At 70.2% G+C, this 15,522-nt stretch carries 20 protein-coding genes; 14 read left to right on the top strand and 6 right to left on the bottom strand.

What is annotated here, in order from left to right:
• Positions 1–151 precede the first annotated feature (151 nt).
• The 6 genes from LGR69_RS04855 to LGR69_RS04830 all read left to right on the top strand — a co-directional run bounded on the left by LGR69_RS04855 (position 152) and on the right by LGR69_RS04830 (position 3,750).
• Complete coding sequence (locus LGR69_RS04855) at positions 152–778, top strand: uracil-DNA glycosylase family protein (protein WP_230365338.1); 627 nt, start codon at positions 152–154, stop codon at positions 776–778.
• Positions 779–796: 18 nt separating this feature from the next.
• Positions 797–1,126, top strand: coding sequence for a BrnT family toxin (locus LGR69_RS04850; RefSeq protein WP_268868377.1), 330 nt, complete (start codon positions 797–799; stop codon positions 1,124–1,126).
• Positions 1,113–1,466 carry a BrnA antitoxin family protein gene (locus LGR69_RS04845; RefSeq protein WP_230365337.1) on the top strand — a complete coding sequence of 118 codons (354 nt, stop codon included), beginning with the start codon at positions 1,113–1,115 and terminating at the stop codon, positions 1,464–1,466. Before LGR69_RS04850 ends, LGR69_RS04845 begins: the two co-directional genes overlap by 14 nt.
• A 68-nt stretch (positions 1,467–1,534) precedes the next feature.
• On the top strand, positions 1,535–2,227 hold the full coding sequence (gene pyrF / locus LGR69_RS04840) for an orotidine-5'-phosphate decarboxylase (protein ID WP_007563364.1): 693 nt from the start codon (positions 1,535–1,537) through the stop codon (positions 2,225–2,227).
• A gap of 62 nt (positions 2,228–2,289) precedes the next feature.
• Positions 2,290–2,634 (top strand): DUF1330 domain-containing protein, encoded by a 345-nt coding sequence (locus LGR69_RS04835; protein WP_230365336.1) that lies wholly within the window; start codon positions 2,290–2,292, stop codon positions 2,632–2,634.
• Between the two features lie 297 nt (positions 2,635–2,931).
• On the top strand, positions 2,932–3,750 hold the full coding sequence (locus tag LGR69_RS04830; RefSeq protein WP_230365335.1) for a hypothetical protein: 819 nt from the start codon (positions 2,932–2,934) through the stop codon (positions 3,748–3,750).
• A 73-nt stretch (positions 3,751–3,823) separates the two neighbouring features.
• Here LGR69_RS04830 and LGR69_RS04825 read toward each other — a convergent pair whose 3' ends face one another.
• Entirely contained in the window at positions 3,824–4,447 is a 624-nt protein-coding gene (locus LGR69_RS04825; protein ID WP_230365334.1) for a TetR/AcrR family transcriptional regulator, read from the bottom strand.
• A gap of 164 nt (positions 4,448–4,611) precedes the next feature.
• Here LGR69_RS04825 and LGR69_RS04820 point away from each other — a divergent pair, with 164 nt between their 5' ends.
• Entirely contained in the window at positions 4,612–5,382 is a 771-nt protein-coding gene (locus LGR69_RS04820; protein WP_230365333.1) for an SDR family NAD(P)-dependent oxidoreductase, read from the top strand.
• Positions 5,383–5,479: 97 nt separating this feature from the next.
• On the opposite strand, the gene LGR69_RS04815 is transcribed toward LGR69_RS04820, so the two are convergent.
• The 3 genes from LGR69_RS04815 to LGR69_RS04805 form a co-directional block, all read right to left on the bottom strand.
• A complete protein-coding gene (locus tag LGR69_RS04815) occupies positions 5,480–5,677 on the bottom strand; it encodes a hypothetical protein (protein ID WP_007563351.1) in 198 nt (65 codons plus the stop codon).
• Between the two features lie 170 nt (positions 5,678–5,847).
• Positions 5,848–6,411, bottom strand: coding sequence for a cysteine hydrolase family protein (locus LGR69_RS04810; RefSeq protein WP_047170821.1), 564 nt, complete (start codon positions 6,409–6,411; stop codon positions 5,848–5,850).
• A gap of 169 nt (positions 6,412–6,580) precedes the next feature.
• Positions 6,581–7,090, bottom strand: a complete 510-nt coding sequence (locus LGR69_RS04805; protein ID WP_007563347.1) for a ferritin-like domain-containing protein — start codon at positions 7,088–7,090, stop codon at positions 6,581–6,583.
• Positions 7,091–7,392: 302 nt separating this feature from the next.
• On the opposite strand from LGR69_RS04805, the gene LGR69_RS04800 reads away from it, so the two are divergent.
• Positions 7,393–9,066: a hypothetical protein gene (locus tag LGR69_RS04800; RefSeq protein ID WP_230365332.1), complete on the top strand. Its 1,674-nt coding sequence runs from the start codon at positions 7,393–7,395 to the stop codon at positions 9,064–9,066.
• A gap of 15 nt (positions 9,067–9,081) precedes the next feature.
• Here the strand turns inward: LGR69_RS04800 and LGR69_RS04795 are convergent, their stop codons facing one another.
• A complete protein-coding gene (locus LGR69_RS04795; RefSeq protein WP_230365331.1) occupies positions 9,082–9,711 on the bottom strand; it encodes a glutathione S-transferase N-terminal domain-containing protein in 630 nt (209 codons plus the stop codon).
• 150 nt (positions 9,712–9,861) lie between these two features.
• Between LGR69_RS04795 and LGR69_RS04790 the strand changes: the two genes are divergently transcribed.
• Positions 9,862–10,185, top strand: a complete 324-nt coding sequence (locus LGR69_RS04790; protein ID WP_039902901.1) for a winged helix-turn-helix transcriptional regulator — start codon at positions 9,862–9,864, stop codon at positions 10,183–10,185.
• Between the two features lie 28 nt (positions 10,186–10,213).
• On the opposite strand, the gene LGR69_RS04785 is transcribed toward LGR69_RS04790, so the two are convergent.
• Complete coding sequence (locus LGR69_RS04785) at positions 10,214–10,813, bottom strand: PAS domain-containing protein (protein ID WP_007563339.1); 600 nt, start codon at positions 10,811–10,813, stop codon at positions 10,214–10,216.
• A 417-nt stretch (positions 10,814–11,230) separates the two neighbouring features.
• Between LGR69_RS04785 and LGR69_RS04780 the strand changes: the two genes are divergently transcribed.
• The 5 genes from LGR69_RS04780 (at position 11,231) to LGR69_RS04760 (ending at position 15,504) form a co-directional block, all read left to right on the top strand.
• On the top strand, positions 11,231–11,737 hold the full coding sequence (locus LGR69_RS04780) for a hypothetical protein (protein WP_230365330.1): 507 nt from the start codon (positions 11,231–11,233) through the stop codon (positions 11,735–11,737).
• Positions 11,738–11,958: 221 nt separating this feature from the next.
• Positions 11,959–12,222 carry a hypothetical protein gene (locus tag LGR69_RS04775; RefSeq protein WP_007563335.1) on the top strand — a complete coding sequence of 88 codons (264 nt, stop codon included), beginning with the start codon at positions 11,959–11,961 and terminating at the stop codon, positions 12,220–12,222.
• Between the two features lie 186 nt (positions 12,223–12,408).
• A complete protein-coding gene (locus LGR69_RS04770; protein ID WP_007563333.1) occupies positions 12,409–12,732 on the top strand; it encodes a hypothetical protein in 324 nt (107 codons plus the stop codon).
• Between the two features lie 418 nt (positions 12,733–13,150).
• Positions 13,151–14,266, top strand: a complete 1,116-nt coding sequence (locus tag LGR69_RS04765; RefSeq protein WP_230365329.1) for a branched-chain amino acid ABC transporter substrate-binding protein — start codon at positions 13,151–13,153, stop codon at positions 14,264–14,266.
• Positions 14,267–14,370: 104 nt separating this feature from the next.
• Positions 14,371–15,504: a branched-chain amino acid ABC transporter substrate-binding protein gene (locus LGR69_RS04760; protein WP_370881371.1), complete on the top strand. Its 1,134-nt coding sequence runs from the start codon at positions 14,371–14,373 to the stop codon at positions 15,502–15,504.
• The last annotated feature ends 18 nt before the right edge of the window (positions 15,505–15,522 follow it).

Below are 15,522 nucleotides of genomic sequence, written 5' to 3'. Positions count from 1 at the left end.
ACGGCGCGCCTGTCCGGCCCGGCGTAGGAAAGAGGGGCCTTCCCCCCAAGGCAAGAGACCCGACTGACGACGGCGCGGCGCGACACCGCGCCGTTTTTTTTGGGGGCGCCGTTTTTTTGGTTTCCGCGCGGCCGCTCGCCATCTTGGGCGGATGCCGTCCCCCGCCCCGTTCGAAGACATTGCCGCCCGCCTGCGCGCCTGCCGCCTGTGCCGGGACAGCCCGCTCTACGGGCCGCCCCTGCCCCAGGAGCCGCGGCCGATCGTGCAGGGCAGCACCGGCGCGCGGCTCTGCGTGGCGAGCCAGGCCCCCGGCACCCGAGCCCACCGCACCGGCCTGCCCTTCACCGACCCGTCCGGGGTACGGCTGCGGAGCTGGCTCGGCCTCGACGAGGCGCGGTTCTACGACCCCGCGCAGGTGGCGATCGTGCCGATGGGCTCCTGCTTCCCCGGCCTCGACGCCAAGGGCGGCGACCGGCCGCCGCGCCGGGAATGCGCCGAGCGCTGGCGGGCGGAGCTGTTCTCCGGCCTGCCGAACCTCGATCTCATCCTGGTGATCGGCCAGTACGCGCAGGCCTGGCATCTGGGCCGGATGGAGGACGGCCTGACCGGCACCGTGCGGCGCTGGCGCGCGATCCTGGCCGAGCCCCGCCGCCCCCGGGTCCTGCCCCTGCCGCACCCGTCCTGGCGCAACAACGGCTGGCTCAAGCGCGAGCCCTGGTTCGAGGCGGAGCTGCTGCCGGTGCTGAAGGCAGAGGTGGCGCGGGTGCTGGGCCGGTGAGACGTCTCGGAGCGGGGGTTGAACAGGCTCGACGGCGCCGCCATCCGGGCGCTACAAAATCGTGTGCGGATGGTCTGGGACGAGCCGAAGCGTCAGAGGAACCTCAGGCCGCCGCCCGAGGGGCATGGCCTGGATTTTGCCGATGCACAGGCCCGTTTCGAATGGGACACCGCCCTGGTCAGCGAGACCCACGCGAGCAAGACTGGCGGGCGCCGCTTCAAGGCCGTCGGTTTCCTGGACTCGCAGCTCGTGACCCTCACCTTCGCGGTGCTCGGAACCGAGGCGGTTTCGGCGATCAGCCTGCGCCCGGCGAGCCGGAAGGAGCGGATGGCCTATGACGACGCGTGACACGACCAAGCGAAGGGCGCCTCCCCTCAGCGATGCCGAGGAGGCGCTCCTGCAGGCGGCCATCGCCAACAATCCCGATTCGGAGGAACTGACCGATGCGGAACTTGCGCGTCTGCGCCCGGCCCGCGACGTGCTTCCGCCCACCGTCTACGCCGCGCTGACCCAGGGGAGCCCCTCGCAGGCTGAGAGCGGGCGCGTACAGCTCACCTTGAGCGTCGATCCCGACGTGCTCGCCGCCTACAAGGCCGGCGGTCCCGGCTGGCAGGCGCGCATGAACGAGGCTTTGGCCGCGGGGATCGCCCGCGGCAGGCGGCGATCCAGGGCCGTCAAGCGCGGCTGACGCGCCCGGGCCGGATTGACAGGGATCGCCGCGGCGTGATCCGTGCCGCCAGCCCGAAGGACGCCCCGATGACCGTGCGTGCAGACCCCCGCGACCGCCTGATCGTGGCCCTCGATCTCCCGAGCGTGGCCGAGGCCGAGGCGCTGATCGACCGGATCGGGGATGCCGCGACCTTCTACAAGATCGGCTACCGGCTGGGCTATGCGGGCGGCCTGGCGCTCGCCGAGCGGCTGGCGGCGCGCGGCCTCAAGGTGTTCCTCGACCTGAAGCTGCACGACATCGGCAACACCGTCGAGGAGGGCGTGCGCTCGGCCTCGGGCCTGGGCGCCACCTTCCTCACCGTGCACGCCTATCCCCAGACCATGCGGGCGGCCGTGCGCGGGCGGGGGGCGGATCTGAAGATCCTGGCCGTGACGGTGCTCACCTCCTACGACGATGCCGACGCCGCGGAGGCCGGCTACGGCCTGCCGGTGGCCGAGCTGGTGGCCAAGCGCGCCGCCCAGGCCGCGGAGATCGGCGTCGACGGCCTGGTCTGCTCGGCGGCCGAGGCGGCCTCGGTCCGGCGCATCGTCGGGCCGGACCGGCTGATCGTCACCCCGGGCATCCGCCCGGCGGGCGCGGAGGCCGGCGACCAGAAGCGGGTGATGACCCCCGGGGATGCCCGCAAGGTCGGGATCGACCACGTGGTGGTCGGGCGCCCGATCACCGGCGCCGCCGATCCCCGCGCGGTCGCGCAGGCGATCGTCGCCGAACTCGCCTGAATCCCGGCATTGCCTTCCGGCAACCGGAATCCATCTCACCTCCGCAACCGATGAGGCGCAGGATGGCGAAGGGCTACTGGATCGCGCGGGTCGATGTCCGCGACGCGGAGGCCTACAAGGATTACGTGGCCGCCAACGGCGCCGCCTTCGCCAAGCATGGCGGGCGCTTCCTGGTGCGCGGCGGCGCCTTCGAGGCGGTGATGGGGCAGCCCCGGTCCCGCAACGTGGTGATCGAGTTCCCGAGCTACGCCGACGCCCGCGCCTGCTGGAACTCGGATCTCTACCAGGCGGCCAAGGCCAAGCAGCGCGGCGGCGTCGAGGCCGAGATCCTGGTGATCGAGGGCTATGACGGCCCGCAGCCGAGCACCTCCGAGCCGGCGCCGGAGGCCGGGCGGGCCTCGGAATAGGCTTCACATCTCAGGGGCGGCCTATCCATCACGGGCCGGGTGCGGGATCGACAGGCCCTGAAGCGCGGTGGCGACGGCCTCGAAGATCGGGTCGCGGTCGTGCGCCGCATGCCCGCGCCTGCCTGGGCACGTCGCGTGCAGGAGATGCCTGGTCAGGCCGTCGACATCCACATGCGATGCCGGCTTGGCTGCGGCCCCGCGGTCGCGTAACCGGCCCGGCTCGTCGCGGGCGCCGGACGGACTGTGATTCGATCCGGTGTTCCGCCGGATCCGGTCGCATCGTCCTCAGTGCTCCCCATGCCCGAGTCTTTCCGCCACCGCTTCGGTGGCTTTCACGAGGCCGACGCCGTCCGCCGGCCCAACCCGGACGGGTCGCCCGGCGCAATCGTCGGGTGCTCGGCCCGCGTTCATCCGACCGCCTATCTGGACGCACGCGCCACCGTGTGGCCCGGCGCCGTCATCGGGGCCGACGTCATCGTGAACGACGAGGCCTGCCTGGGCGAGGCGGTCATCGGCGACGGCGCCAGGATCCGGTCCGGCGCCGTCGTGGGTTTCTGCGCCGGCATCGGCGAGAAGGCTGAGATCGAGGCCCGCGTCCGGATCGGCGACAGGGCGCGGATCGGCGACGGTGCCACCGTCCGCAACGACGCCGATATCGGAACCGGCGCCACGATCGGGTCCAGCGCCTATATCGGCGTCGACGCGCGGATCGGCGTTCGCGCCAGGATCGGCTCCCGCGCCTTCATCGGCGACGGTACGACAATCGGCTGGCAGGCCATGATCGGCAGCGATGTTCGCATCGGCGACCATTTCCGCATCGACCATCGCGTCCGCATCGGCGCCACGGATTGGTTCCTGGTGGTCGGCCCCTGGGGCAAGGGGTCGTCCTGGGCAACGGCGGTCCAGAGCAAGGCCGGGCTGCATTGGTGGATCGGGGCGGGGGCCGGCCGCTTCGACACGCCGACCCTGAAGGCCCTGCTAGCCCGCGATCATGGCGGCACCGATCACGAGGCCGATTGCCTCCACGTGATCCGGATGGTGGAGGATCATCCCGGCCGGATCCGGCACGCCGCGCGAGGGGCCGTCAAGGCGCCGAACGGAATGCCCGGGACGTGAGGTGACGGCCGTTCGATCGGTCGGCGCGTCCCGCGATCTAAGAGATCCCTCCGTCGGCGGCCCGCGTGCCGGACTATCGTCCCCTCTGCGCGAGGCCCCGCAACAGGAATGCGGTCATGGCCTCGAGGGACGGCACCGGCTGCAGGGCCGCCTGCCCGACCAGCAGCGGATGCGTGTAGCGGACGATGCCGGCATGGATGCAGGCGGCCGCTTCCGCCGGGTCGGCGGCCTCGAACTCGCCCCGCTCCACGCCCTCGCGGACGATGCGCTCGAACCCGGCGGTGATCCGGGCGATGTGGTGGCGGCAGACCTCCCAGCTCTCGCCCATGGCCGCCTCGACCATCTCGTGCAGCCGGGGAAATTCCTCGCAGCGCCGCGTGCAGTCGCGGTGCAGGAGGTCGATCGCCGCCACGAGGCGCTCGGTGGCGGTCAGGCCCGGCCGGGCCGCAATCTCCGAGACCAGGGCCTCGATCTCGCCGATCAGCCGCTCCAGCACCGCCTCGTTGATCGCCTTCTTCGAATCGAAGAACCGGTAGACGTTGGCCGGGCTCATCTTCAGCGTCCGGGCGATGTCCGCCACGGTGGTCTTCTGGTAGCCGATCTCGCGAAAGTAGCCCGCCGCCGTCGCCAGGATGCGGCAGCGGGTGGTGGGCGCGCTCTCCTCCGCCAGCAGAGGGGTCGGGGCTTCCAGGGACATACGCTCCTCACTAGGGCACGGGCGCGCCGGGCGTCAAAGACCCCCGGCCACCCCCGGCTGACGATTATCTGCGGCGGGTCGGCGCGTTCGGAACCCTCCCCGGCCCGACCCATTGCCCCGGCATCCGGCCGCTTTCAGGGCGGCCAGCGAACGAGGCGCGCATCATGATGCTGACGGACAAACGAGCCCTGATCACCGGAGCCGATTCCGGCATCGGGCAGGCGACCGCGGAGCTGTTCGCCCGGGAGGGCGCGGACGTGGCGATCACCTACCACACCGACGAGGCCGGCATCCGCGAGACCGCGGCCCGGGTCGAGGCCGCCGGCCGCCGCGCCGTGGTGCTGCAGCTGGATGTCGGCGATCCCGCCGCGGTGAACGCCGCCTACGACCGCATCGGCAGCGAGCTGGGCACGCTCGACATCCTGGTGGCCAATGCCGGCCAGGCGATGAGCGGCATGCCGGTCGCCGAGATGGACGACACGGTGCTGGAGCGGATCCTGCGCGTGAACCTGATGGGCCCGCTGTTCTGCGCGCGCCCGTTCATCGGGATGCGCCGGTCGCAGGGCGGCGCCGGCAAGATCGTGTTCGTCTCCTCGGTGGCCCAGCACCTGCCGACGCCCGAGAGCGCGCCCTATGGCATGTCCAAGGCCGGGCTCGGCTCCCTGTGCCGCAGCCTGTCGCGGGAGCTCGCCGAGGACCGGATCAACGTCAACAACGTCGCCCCCGGCCTGATCGAGACGCCCATGACCGCCGACCGCTTCGAGAAGACCGAGGTGCTCGACCAGTCCCTGGAGCGGATCCCGTTTCATCGCGCCGGCCAGCCGGAGGAGATCGCCAAGGCGATCCTGTATCTCGCCTCGGGCGCATCCGATTACGTCACCGGCCACACGCTGGTGGTCGATGGCGGTCTCACGATGCAGTGGGGCGGGGCCTGAAACGGCGAGGGGCGCCGGGTCTGTCGACCCGGCGCCCCTCGCGAGAGACGGGATGTCCGAAGAGGGCCCGCCGGCGCCTGGCCGGGCGGGACGCTTCCTACGAGCCGAACTGGGAGCCGAGCTGCTCCAGGTACTCGGCGAGGTCGAGGCCGCCGACGCGCTTGCCGTAATCGAAGCGCATGCCCTGGCGGATATCGACGCTGGCGTCGCGCGTGGTGAGGGTGAACGGCCGGACGCACACCCAGGCCCCGTCGCGGCGGTGCTCGAAGTACCCGAGGATCTCGTGCTTGGCCATGTCCTTCCCTCCGAAATAGTGTTCGATGACATAACGGTCACGCTGCCATTCGGTTCGCCGTCCGCGACTGTTTTTCGCGCGGCAAGCGGCGTGAATCGCGTATTCGTCCCTCGGGGCCTGTCCGGCCTGATCTCGTCAGAGCTTGACTATAACAGTGCAGTGCAGCGCGCTTACGGCCAGCGTTCCAGGATCTCGTCGGTGGTGAGGGTCAGGACTTGGTGCCCGTAGCGCATCCGGTACATCACCATGAGGGCGTCGTGGGCCTCGTCGCAGGAGCTGCACAGGCCGTCCGTGGCCAGCACGATGCGGTAGCCGAAATCGACGCCGCCGAGCACGGCGGCCAGCACGCAGACATCGGTCTCCGCCCCGGTGACGATCAGGGTGTCGACGCCCTGCGCCTGGAGGCGCGCGTCGAGGTCGGATTCGAGCCAGGGCGAGTAGACGGTCTTGTCGATCACCGCGGCGGGCGGGACCAGGCGGGCCAGATCCGGGACCAGTTCGATCAGTCCCGGATCGAGTTCGGCGCGGGTCATGCCCGACCACCGCTCCGAATAGGTCGCCCAGGTGCCGCGCCCCTCGCCGGGCCGGGCGGCCGGGATGAAGCGGGTGAAGACGGTCCGGTCGGGATGGGCCTCGGCCAGCCGGCGCACCTGCGGCAGCACGCGCGCCATCCACGGGGTCTGCCAGTCGGTGGGCTCGGCGAACATGCGCTGCATGTCGACGCAGAGATGCATGCAGGACCGGCCGAGGGGCTCGGCCGCGGATCCTCTGCTGTCGTCCGCATGCGCGTCGGGCGATGACCCGGTCTCGGTCCGTGCGTCCGCGCTCACGCGCATGGGCGGCGATGTTCCTGCGGGGGATATGGGCGGCCGGCCCGGAGCGGGCCGGCCGGGATCGGTCGCGTCAGCGATCGGCCTTCTCGCCGGCCGTGGTCAGCGCGAGGTAGCGCTCGGTGGTCGGCTTGATCAGCGACCGCACCGCCTCGGCCATGCCCTGCTCCTCCTTCAGCGATTGCTGGAAGCCGGTCCGGTGGGCCTGCTGGCCGGCCGCGTCGGCGATCGTGAGCAGCGACTCGTAGGCCGCGATCTCGAAATTCTCGAAGGCGTGGTTGGCGTAGGTGTTCTTCAGGATCTCGTCCTGGGCGGGCGCGTGGCCGAGCGCCATCATGTTGCCGACGAAGCCCAAGAACCCTTCCTTCAGCGCCGAAGGGCCGTCGCCCAGGCTCTGCAGGGCTTCCTCGAGGCGCTGGCGCTGGCCGTGCGTCTCCTGGATGTGCCGGCGCAGGGCCTGCTCCATCTCCGGATAGCGCTCCAGGCGCTCGACCTGCCGCTCCATGATCTGCAGGGCCTGCATCTCGACGGCATGGGTGTTCTTGAGGGCCGTGACGTAGATCGAGCGTATGTCAGAGGTCATGCTGCTGTCTCGCGATGGTTGTGGATCGTGACGATCCGATCTCGGGGACAACGCCGCGGCGTCACGGCCAAGTTCCGGTCGGAAGGTCGCAGCCTCCGCCCCGAGCGGCCCCGGGCGCGCCTGCCGAGCGCGTGGCCTCCGGGTCACAGCGACCCGGTCACCGCGCGCAGAAGATGGCTTTCCGGCCGGGCGTGGGGATTAAAGGTGGTGCCGTCACGCCCGCGTCGCAGAACCAGCCCGACAAGGCCGGAAACCCACCTCCGGTCCGCCTGCCGGACCGCGCCTGCACGGGGTGACGATCGATGTCCCGCGTCCGTCTTTCCGGGGCCCTGGCCCTCGCCGCCGGCCTCACCGCCCTCCCCGCCCGCGCCCAGGACGCCGCCGCGATGGCGGCCCGGATGGACGCGATGCAGCGGCAGATGCAGGCCCTGCAGCAGGAGCTCGCGGCCCTGCGCCGGCAGGCAGGCGCGCAGCGCAGCGCGCTCGCCGGCGAGACCCGCGCCCGCCGGGCCCTGTCGCACGAGCAGGAGCGCCTCGCCGCACGGACCGAGCGTCAGCAGCGGGTGGCGCAGGTGGGCGGCCCCGGCGGGGCGCGGCCGGCCGCCTCCGAGCATACGCCGGTGATCCTCGCCAACGACCTGGTCTGCAACGCCGGCAGCTACGCGCTCGGGCCGGCGATCTGCTTCACTCCGGGGGGCTTCGTCGAGCTGGCGGGCGTGTTCCGCAATCCCAACCTCGTCTCGGACGTCGCGAGCGACTTCAACGGCATCCCGTTCCGCAACAGCCCGCAATCGCGCGAGAGCGAATTCCGGTTCTCCGCCCGGCAGAGCCGGCTGAGCGGCCTGTTCACCGCCAAGGTCGAGCCGACGCTCCAGATCTCGGGCTATTACGAGATCGACTTCCTGGCGGCCGGGACCACCTCGAACTCGCGCGAGAGCAACAGCTACGTGCCGCGGGTCCGGCAGATCTTCGCCACGGTCGACGCCCTGGATTCCGGCTGGCACGTCCTGGCGGGCCAGGCCTGGAGCCTGATCACCACGGATCTCGCCGGGATCACGGCGCTCAAGGAGCAGGTCCCACTCACGATCGATGCGCAATACGTGCCGGGCTTCAACTGGACCCGCAATCCGCAGGTGCGGGTGGTCAAGGATCTGGCGCCGGGGCTCTGGGCCGGCCTGTCGGCGGAATCGCCCCAGAGCGTCCTGCCGCCGAGCCCGTTCGCCGCTCCCGGCCTGGTCAACCTCAACAACACCGGCGACGGTGCCGGCCTGCTCAACACCGCGACCACCTACTCGAACAACAGCGCCCCCGACATCGTCGGCAAGCTCGCGGTCGAGCCGGGCTTCGGCCATTACGAGGTCAAGGGGCTGGTGCGCTTCTTCGACGACCGCCTGAGCGCGACGAACATCACCGCCGCGACCCGCCTCCCCGGCCGCTCGGACAGCGCCCTCGGCTACGGCATCGGCGGCGCCACGACCCTGCCGGTGATCGACAAGGTCCTCGACGTCCAGGTCAGCGGCCTCGTCGGCGAAGGCATCGGCCGCTACGGCTCCGCGCAGCTGCCGGACTTCGCCCTCAAGGCCGACGGGTCGATCGCCCCGATCCCGGCCTTCCAGCTGCTGACCGGCGCGGTCGCCCATATCCAGCCCGGCACCGACGTCTACCTCTATGCCGGCTGGGAGCACGCGTCGCGGGCCGGGGCCCGCAACGTCACCGGCTACGGCGCGCCCACCCTGGTGGTCACGGGCTGCGCCGTCGAGGGGGCGGCGAGCGGGACCTGCCAGGCGGAGAGCCGCGACATCCGGCAGATCACCGGGGGCTTCTGGCACGACCTGTACAAGGGTGCGTATGGGCGGCTCGTGGCGGGCGCGCAGGCTTCCTACACGGAGCGCGACGCCTTCCGGGGCGCTTCCGGAACCCAGCCCTCCGCCCACCTCGTCACCGGGTTGGCCTCGCTGCGCTACTATCCGTTCTGAGGGCCCGGCCGGGGCTTAGCGCAGCCCCTCCGCCTGCAGGGCCTGCCGCACCGCGGGGCGCCCGCGCACCCGGCCGTACCAGGCCCGGAGGTTGTGCAGGTCGTCGAACTGGATGTCGGCCCGGTCATACGAGGTCAGCCACGGGGCCTGGCCCCAGCCGGTGAGCGCGAACAGGTCGGCGTCGGCGACCGTGAAGGGGCCGCCCATCAGGAAGTCCCGCCCGGCGAGCTGGGCGTCGATCCAGGCATAGCGCGCCGCGAGCCTGGGCTTGGCGGTCTCGACCCAGCGCCCCGCCAGCCGGGCGTAGAGCAGCGGAATGAAGCCCTTGTGGATCTCGGAATTGAGGAATCCGAGCATCTCCTGGAGGCGGTAGCGGGCGAGGCTCCCGTTTTCCGGGGCCAGGCGCGCCTCCGGCTTCAGGTCGGCCAGGTATTGCAGGATCGCTGGGCCCTCCCGCAGGACCGAGCCGTCGTCGAGGGCCAGCGCCGGGACGTAGCCGTGCGGGTTGATGGCGCCGTAATCCTCCCCCGCCTCCGTCCTGTGCGTGGCGTGATCGACGCGGCAGACGGTAAGGTCGAGCCCGAGCTCGTGGGCGACGATGTGCGGCGCGAGCGAGCAGCTCGCGGGGATGTAGTACAGCTTCATGGATAGACTCGGAAAACGCGCTGTTGCGGCGATGTCGGAAACCGTGGTTTCCTGAGTTATGCCTAGCGCAGACGAGATAATGGCGGAAGAACGCAAGAGTTTGAGCGTTGGGCACAAGAATTATACTGTGCCCGGCCGGGGTCCAGGCCGATGAGGGAGACCGTGACGGGCTGCTCCGTAGAGCACGCGATGCACCTGCTCGGCGGCCGCTGGCGGCTGCTCCTGGTGTCCTACCTGATCGACGGGCCGAAGCGCTTCAACGAGCTCCGGCGCGACATGCCGGGCATCTCGCAGCGGATGCTCACCCTGGATCTGCGCGCCCTCGAAGCCGCCGGCCTGATCAAGCGCACCGTGTATCCGACGACGCCGGTCAAGGTGGATTACGCGCTGACCGAGGACGGCCTGCGCCTGAAGAAGGTCGTGGCCGTCGTCCAGGAATTCGGCTTGTGGCTGAAGCAGCGTAACGCGGTCTGAGCGCCGCCCCGGCCCGCGCCCGTCGCGGTCAATGCAGGGACGGGTTCGGCCCGGAGCGCTGCCGGTCGGCCAAGTGCTTGCCGATCTCGAGCAGCAGGGTCTCGGTCAGGGCCACGATGCGCGGGTCACCGAATTCCGATACGGCGTTGTGCAGGGACAGGCACAAATCGGCGGTCTTGTTCAGCGCGTCCTCGATCGTGCGCCCGTCCCGGGTCGCGAAGGCGGTTCTGGTGGGCTTGCTGTCCGAGATCTCGACGACGACGCCCCGGCCGGTCGTGGGATGGCCGGCCTCGTCCAGGTAGAAATGCCCGCGGGTGAAGAGCCAGCGCAGGCGGCCTTCCGGGGACTGCACCCGGTATTCCGCCGTGTAGGAGCCGCCGGATTGCACGCAATCCAGGATGACCTGCGAGATGTGCGCCTGGTCCTCGTGATAGACCGCCCTCAGGATCTCGGCCAGGCTCACCCCGGCCCTCGACCGGGCCGGGCTGATGTTGAACAGCAGCGCCGTGACCGGATCGGCGCGCGCGTCGTCGTTGACGATGTCCCACATCCAGAACCCGACGCCGCCGGAGGCGTCGAGCGCCGCGATCAGGGCCGCCTCGGAGACGACATCGTCTGAATGGTCCAACAGGATATCCCCCGATATCGGTATCGTACGCCCGCGCATTGCCGGTTACTGAACCTGCGCGGGCTTATGAGCCGGATGTAACAGAAATCGCCGGGCGAATAGAGCGCGTCGGCAACAGCCGCGCTTGGCTCGGGCGCGGCGCGCCATCGGACCGGGACGCCGTCCGCATCGACGGATGGGGCGGCGTCCCGGTCCCGGAGGACCGGCCGTTGCAGGGCTGCGGCGCACCGAAGCGGGGCGTGCGAGGGCGCGCAGCCGAGGCCGGGAACGAAGGCTGTGGATCGCAGAAGGTACCGCTAGATTTGCCTTTCAGGGCCGAAACCTTTATAAAATCCATCAATTCGGTTCAAAAAAATGAACTTAGGCTAGATCATGTCAGCGTTGCGGTATATTCTTCTCGGACTCTCCGTCCTATCGTTGGCGGTCGTGCTGGTCTTCTGGACCGTCAGCGGGCACGTGGCCGATCTGGGCGTGTTTTTGGTGACGACGTTTCTGGTCGCCAACAGCATTTATCTTTTATTCTCCAGCCCGACATTGCGCGTGAGCTCTGTCTTCGATCGTGCAGCGACGGGGCTTGCTTTCGCGTCGCTCGAACTGCAGCACCAGGCCCAGGAGGCCAAGATCCGGGAAGCCGAGGCCGAGCGGATCCGGGCGGAAGAGGCCGAGCAGAACAAGTCTAAGCTGCGGGCGGCCGAGGAATTCATCAGCTACGTGCGCCAAAACCCGCTGATGCGGGGCCGGCAAGCCGTTGCGGTCAAGCAGATCACGCTGCGCAACGACTCGAAAAGCATCACGCTGCCGGCCCTGGAACTGCCGCGCCCCGCCCCGTCGGAGCTGAACGGCCAGCCCCGTGGCGATCTGGGTACGACGAGCGTGAGCCACCCGCTGCCGACCCCCGGCGCGGTGCCGCGCCTGGAAGCCTGATCGGCCTGACCCGCCTCTCCGGCCGCGGCCCGGCGGCCGCCGGGGATCCGCGCCCGTCACGACCTCGCGATCAGGCGCGCGGCGTCGCGCCCGGTCCGGGCCGCCACGGAACCATCTCGGCAGCCTGCGGCTTGCTGGGCTGGACCCGGGAAGGATTTGCTCCGCTCACGGTTCCTAGAGAAACCACCGCCCCCCGATGGCGGCACGAGAGGAAACATCCTTTGCGCACCACGATCCTCACCGCGGCCCTGCTGGCCGCCCTCGGCGCCGCCGTCGCGACCCCCGCTTCCGCCGCCCCGCTCGCGCCCGGCGCCGTCGCCGCCCCGGCCGACATCGTCTCGACCGTCCAGATGGACCGCATGGAGCGCCGGATGGAGCGTCGCCACATGGAGCGCCGGATGATGCGCCGGCACATGGAGCGTCGCATGATGCACCGGGAGATGCGTCACCGCATGATGCGCCGCGAGATGATGCACCGCATGTAAGGCGGGACGCCGCCCGGGCCGCGTCCCGGGTCGCCCATCGCAGGCCCGGCCGTGGCGGAGACCGCGGCCGGGCCTTTTTCATGCGCCGCGCCGCGGCCGGATCCGGCGCGCCCGAGACGGCTCCGGAGGCCGATCGAACCATCTGCGGCGCACCGCGTTTCAAGCCTCCGATAGGAGACAGGTACGATGAAAGCGTTTTTGGCAGCGGTCGCCGTCGGCTTCGGCGTGATGTCCGCACTCGGTCCGGCTCAGGCGCAGCGCGGCCCCGATTACGGCTACGGGGATCGGGATTACGGCGGCCGGGATCGCGACGACGATTACCGGGGTCGTGACCGCGGCTATCGGGGGGATCGCGGCTACGGCGAGCGCGCCTATGGCGGGTTCGACGAGCGCGAGTACCTGCGCTGCAACCCGGACGTCCGCCGGGCGGTGTCGAACGGCCAGATGGAATCCGGCGCGGCGCATTACCGGACCTTCGGGCGTCGCGAGGGCCGCCGCCTGAGCTGCTGACCGGACCGCCGGCACGCGGGGCTGAGGCCGCGATCGGTCTCGCTTTCGCAGACGACGGGACATGACAGGGCCTCCTCGGCGCCACGTGCCGGGGAGGCGTTTTCGCGCGCTGAAACCCCGGCCTCGGGGGCGTTCCCGGGCCGTGCCGCCGCCGAGCGGTGCTCGCCACCCCACACCCTCATTCCGCGAGCCAGGCCCGCCCGCGTCGCGGCTTCGGCCCTGGAACCGCGTCAGATGAAACCCGCGCGCGGCATCCCGAATGCTTGCGGCCTTGACGGCGGGTCAGGTTGAAAACAAGCTCAAGCCTGTGTCGCTGCAGATCGGTGGGCGACCCACGAGTCTGGTCGCGCTGTTGCCTCAGGCTGCAGGCGCGGCTTCATCTTTGAGCGCGGGGGCGGGCGTGAGAACAATACTGTCGATGGCCATTGCTGGTCTTCTGACGATCGGTGCCGTGCAGGCCCAGGAGAAGAGCGGCCCGCTGAAGATCGGTATCTCCGCCGGCGTGACCGGGCCCTACGCGGCCTTCGGCGTGCAGGTGAAGAACGGCGCCAGCCAGGCGATCGAGGACATCAACAAGGCCGGCGGCATCAAGGGCCGGACCTTCGAGAGCGTGGTCGGCGACGACGCCTCCGACCCGAAGCAGGGCGTCTCGGTGGCCAACAAGCTCGCCGCGGAGGGGGTCAAGATGGTGGTCGGCGCCTTCGCCTCGAGCGTGTCGATCCCAGCCTCCGACGTCTATCTCGATGCCGGCATTGTCCAGGTCACCCCGGCCTCCACGAACGTGAAGTTCACCGAGCGCGGGATGTGGAACACCTTCCGCACCTGCGGCCGCGACGACCAGCAGGGCGTCGTGGCCGGCACGTATCTGGCCGCGCACCTGAAGGACAAGCGCATCGCCTTCGTCCACGACAAGTCGGCCTACGGCAAGGGCCTGGCTCAGGAGACGCAGATGACGCTCAAGTCCAAGGGCGGCAAGGAGGTGCTGTTCGAGGGCGTCAACCCGGGCGAGAAGGATTACTCGGCGCTGGTCTCCAAGCTGAAATCGGCCAATGTCGACGTGGTCTATTACGGCGGCTTCCATACGGAAGCCGGGCTGATCCTGCGCCAGATGCGCGACCAGGGCCTGAAGGCGACGATGGTCGGCGGTGACGGCCTCGCCCCGAAGGAATTCGTGCAGATCGCCGGCGACGGCGCCGAGGGCACGCTGATGACCTTCTCGCCGGATGCCCGCAAGAACCCGAACGCCCAGGCGGCGGTCGCCGCGTTCAAGGCCAAGAACATCGATCCCGACGCCTACACGCTCTACGCCTACGCGGCCGTGCAGGTGCTCGCCCGCGCCGTGGCCGAGACCGGCTCGAGCGAGGGCAAGGTGCTGGCCGACTGGCTGCACCAGGGCCAGACGATCGACACCGTGGTCGGCCCGATCGCCTACGACAAGAAGGGCGACCTCACCCGGCCCGACTACGTCATCTATGCCTGGAAGAAGGGCCCGGACGGCCGGATCGACTACGCCGGCAACGAGGTCGCGCCGTAGGACCGGCGCCGCGCCGTGACGCGCGCGCCGCCGGATCGGCGGCGCGTTCCGGGTAACCGCCCCGCCCTGCCCCGGGGGCGCCCTGTTCGATCTGGGAGCGTATCGTGAGAGCAACCCTGGCGTTTTGTCTCCTTGGGCTCCTGACGGCGGGCGCCGTGCAGGCGCAGGACAAGGGCGGCCCGGTGAAGATCGGCATCGCCGCACCGCTGACCGGCCCCTACGCGGCCTTCGGGGCGCAGGTGAAGAACGGCGCCAGCCAGGCGATCGAGGACATCAACAAGGCCGGCGGCATCAAGGGCCGGACCTTCGAGAGCGTGGTCGGCGACGACGCCTCCGACCCGAAGCAGGGCGTCTCGGTCGCCAACAAGTTCGCCGGCGCCGGGGTCAAGATGGTGGTCGGCACCTACAATTCCGGCGTGTCGATCCCGGCCTCCGACGTCTATCTCGACGCCGGCATCATCCAGATCACCCCGGCCTCCACGAACGTGAAGTTCACCGACCGCGGGATGTGGAACACCTTCCGCACCTGCGGACGGGACGACCAGCAGGGCGCGGTCGCCGGCGCGTATCTGGCCGATCACTTCAAGGACAAGCGCATCGCCTTCGTCCACGACAAGACCCCCTACGGCAAGGGCTTGGCCGACGAGACCCAGAAGGCGTTCAAGGCCAAGGGCGGCAAGACCGTGATGGTCGAGGGCATCAACCCGGGCGAGAAGGATTACTCGGCGCTGGTCTCCAAGCTGAAATCCGCCAATGTCGATCTCGTCTATTACGGCGGCTACCACACCGAGGCCGGGCTGATCCTCCGGCAGATGCACGACCAGGGCCTCAAGGCGATCGTGGCGGGCGGCGATGCCGTGGCCGACAAGGAATTCGCCCAGATCGCCGGCCCGGCCGCCGAGGGCACGCTGATGACCTTCCCGGCCGACCCGCGCAAGAACCCGAACGCCCAGGCGGCGGTGGCCGCGTTCAAGGCCAAGAACATCGATCCCGAGGCCTTCACCCTCTACGCCTACGCGGCGGTGCAGGTGCTGGCCAAGGCGGTGGCCGAGACCGGCTCCGCCGACGGCAAGGCGCTGGCCGACTGGTTGCACCAGGGCAAGCCGGTGGAGACCGTCATCGGCCCGATCGCCTACGACACGAAGGGCGACATCACCCGGCTCGACTACGTCATGCACGTCTGGACGAAGGGCCCGGACGGCAAGATCGACTATTCCGGCCACGAGCTGACGCCGTAAGGGCGCTGCCCTGCGAAT

Origin of the sequence: Methylobacterium brachiatum, assembly GCF_020523825.1 — a bacterium.
Taxonomy (GTDB): Bacteria; Pseudomonadota; Alphaproteobacteria; order Rhizobiales; family Beijerinckiaceae; genus Methylobacterium; species Methylobacterium brachiatum.
This window is presented reverse-complemented; position numbering and strand designations above follow the sequence as displayed.

Excerpts from the sequence above, each read along its gene's own strand:
- LGR69_RS04855 (WP_230365338.1), top strand. The coding sequence starts at position 152 with ATGCCGTCCCCCGCCCCGTTCGAAGACATTGCCGCCCGCCTGCGCGCC.
- LGR69_RS04845 (WP_230365337.1), top strand. The coding sequence starts at position 1,113 with ATGACGACGCGTGACACGACCAAGCGAAGGGCGCCTCCCCTCAGCGAT.
- pyrF (WP_007563364.1), top strand. The coding sequence starts at position 1,535 with ATGACCGTGCGTGCAGACCCCCGCGACCGCCTGATCGTGGCCCTCGAT.
- LGR69_RS04835 (WP_230365336.1), top strand. The coding sequence starts at position 2,290 with ATGGCGAAGGGCTACTGGATCGCGCGGGTCGATGTCCGCGACGCGGAG.
- LGR69_RS04830 (WP_230365335.1), top strand. The coding sequence starts at position 2,932 with ATGCCCGAGTCTTTCCGCCACCGCTTCGGTGGCTTTCACGAGGCCGAC.
- LGR69_RS04825 (WP_230365334.1), bottom strand. The coding sequence starts at position 4,447 with ATGTCCCTGGAAGCCCCGACCCCTCTGCTGGCGGAGGAGAGCGCGCCC.
- LGR69_RS04820 (WP_230365333.1), top strand. The coding sequence starts at position 4,612 with ATGATGCTGACGGACAAACGAGCCCTGATCACCGGAGCCGATTCCGGC.
- LGR69_RS04815 (WP_007563351.1), bottom strand. The coding sequence starts at position 5,677 with ATGGCCAAGCACGAGATCCTCGGGTACTTCGAGCACCGCCGCGACGGG.
- LGR69_RS04810 (WP_047170821.1), bottom strand. The coding sequence starts at position 6,411 with ATGCATCTCTGCGTCGACATGCAGCGCATGTTCGCCGAGCCCACCGAC.
- LGR69_RS04805 (WP_007563347.1), bottom strand. The coding sequence starts at position 7,090 with ATGACCTCTGACATACGCTCGATCTACGTCACGGCCCTCAAGAACACC.
- LGR69_RS04800 (WP_230365332.1), top strand. The coding sequence starts at position 7,393 with ATGTCCCGCGTCCGTCTTTCCGGGGCCCTGGCCCTCGCCGCCGGCCTC.
- LGR69_RS04795 (WP_230365331.1), bottom strand. The coding sequence starts at position 9,711 with ATGAAGCTGTACTACATCCCCGCGAGCTGCTCGCTCGCGCCGCACATC.
- LGR69_RS04790 (WP_039902901.1), top strand. The coding sequence starts at position 9,862 with ATGAGGGAGACCGTGACGGGCTGCTCCGTAGAGCACGCGATGCACCTG.
- LGR69_RS04770 (WP_007563333.1), top strand. The coding sequence starts at position 12,409 with ATGAAAGCGTTTTTGGCAGCGGTCGCCGTCGGCTTCGGCGTGATGTCC.
- LGR69_RS04765 (WP_230365329.1), top strand. The coding sequence starts at position 13,151 with ATGGCCATTGCTGGTCTTCTGACGATCGGTGCCGTGCAGGCCCAGGAG.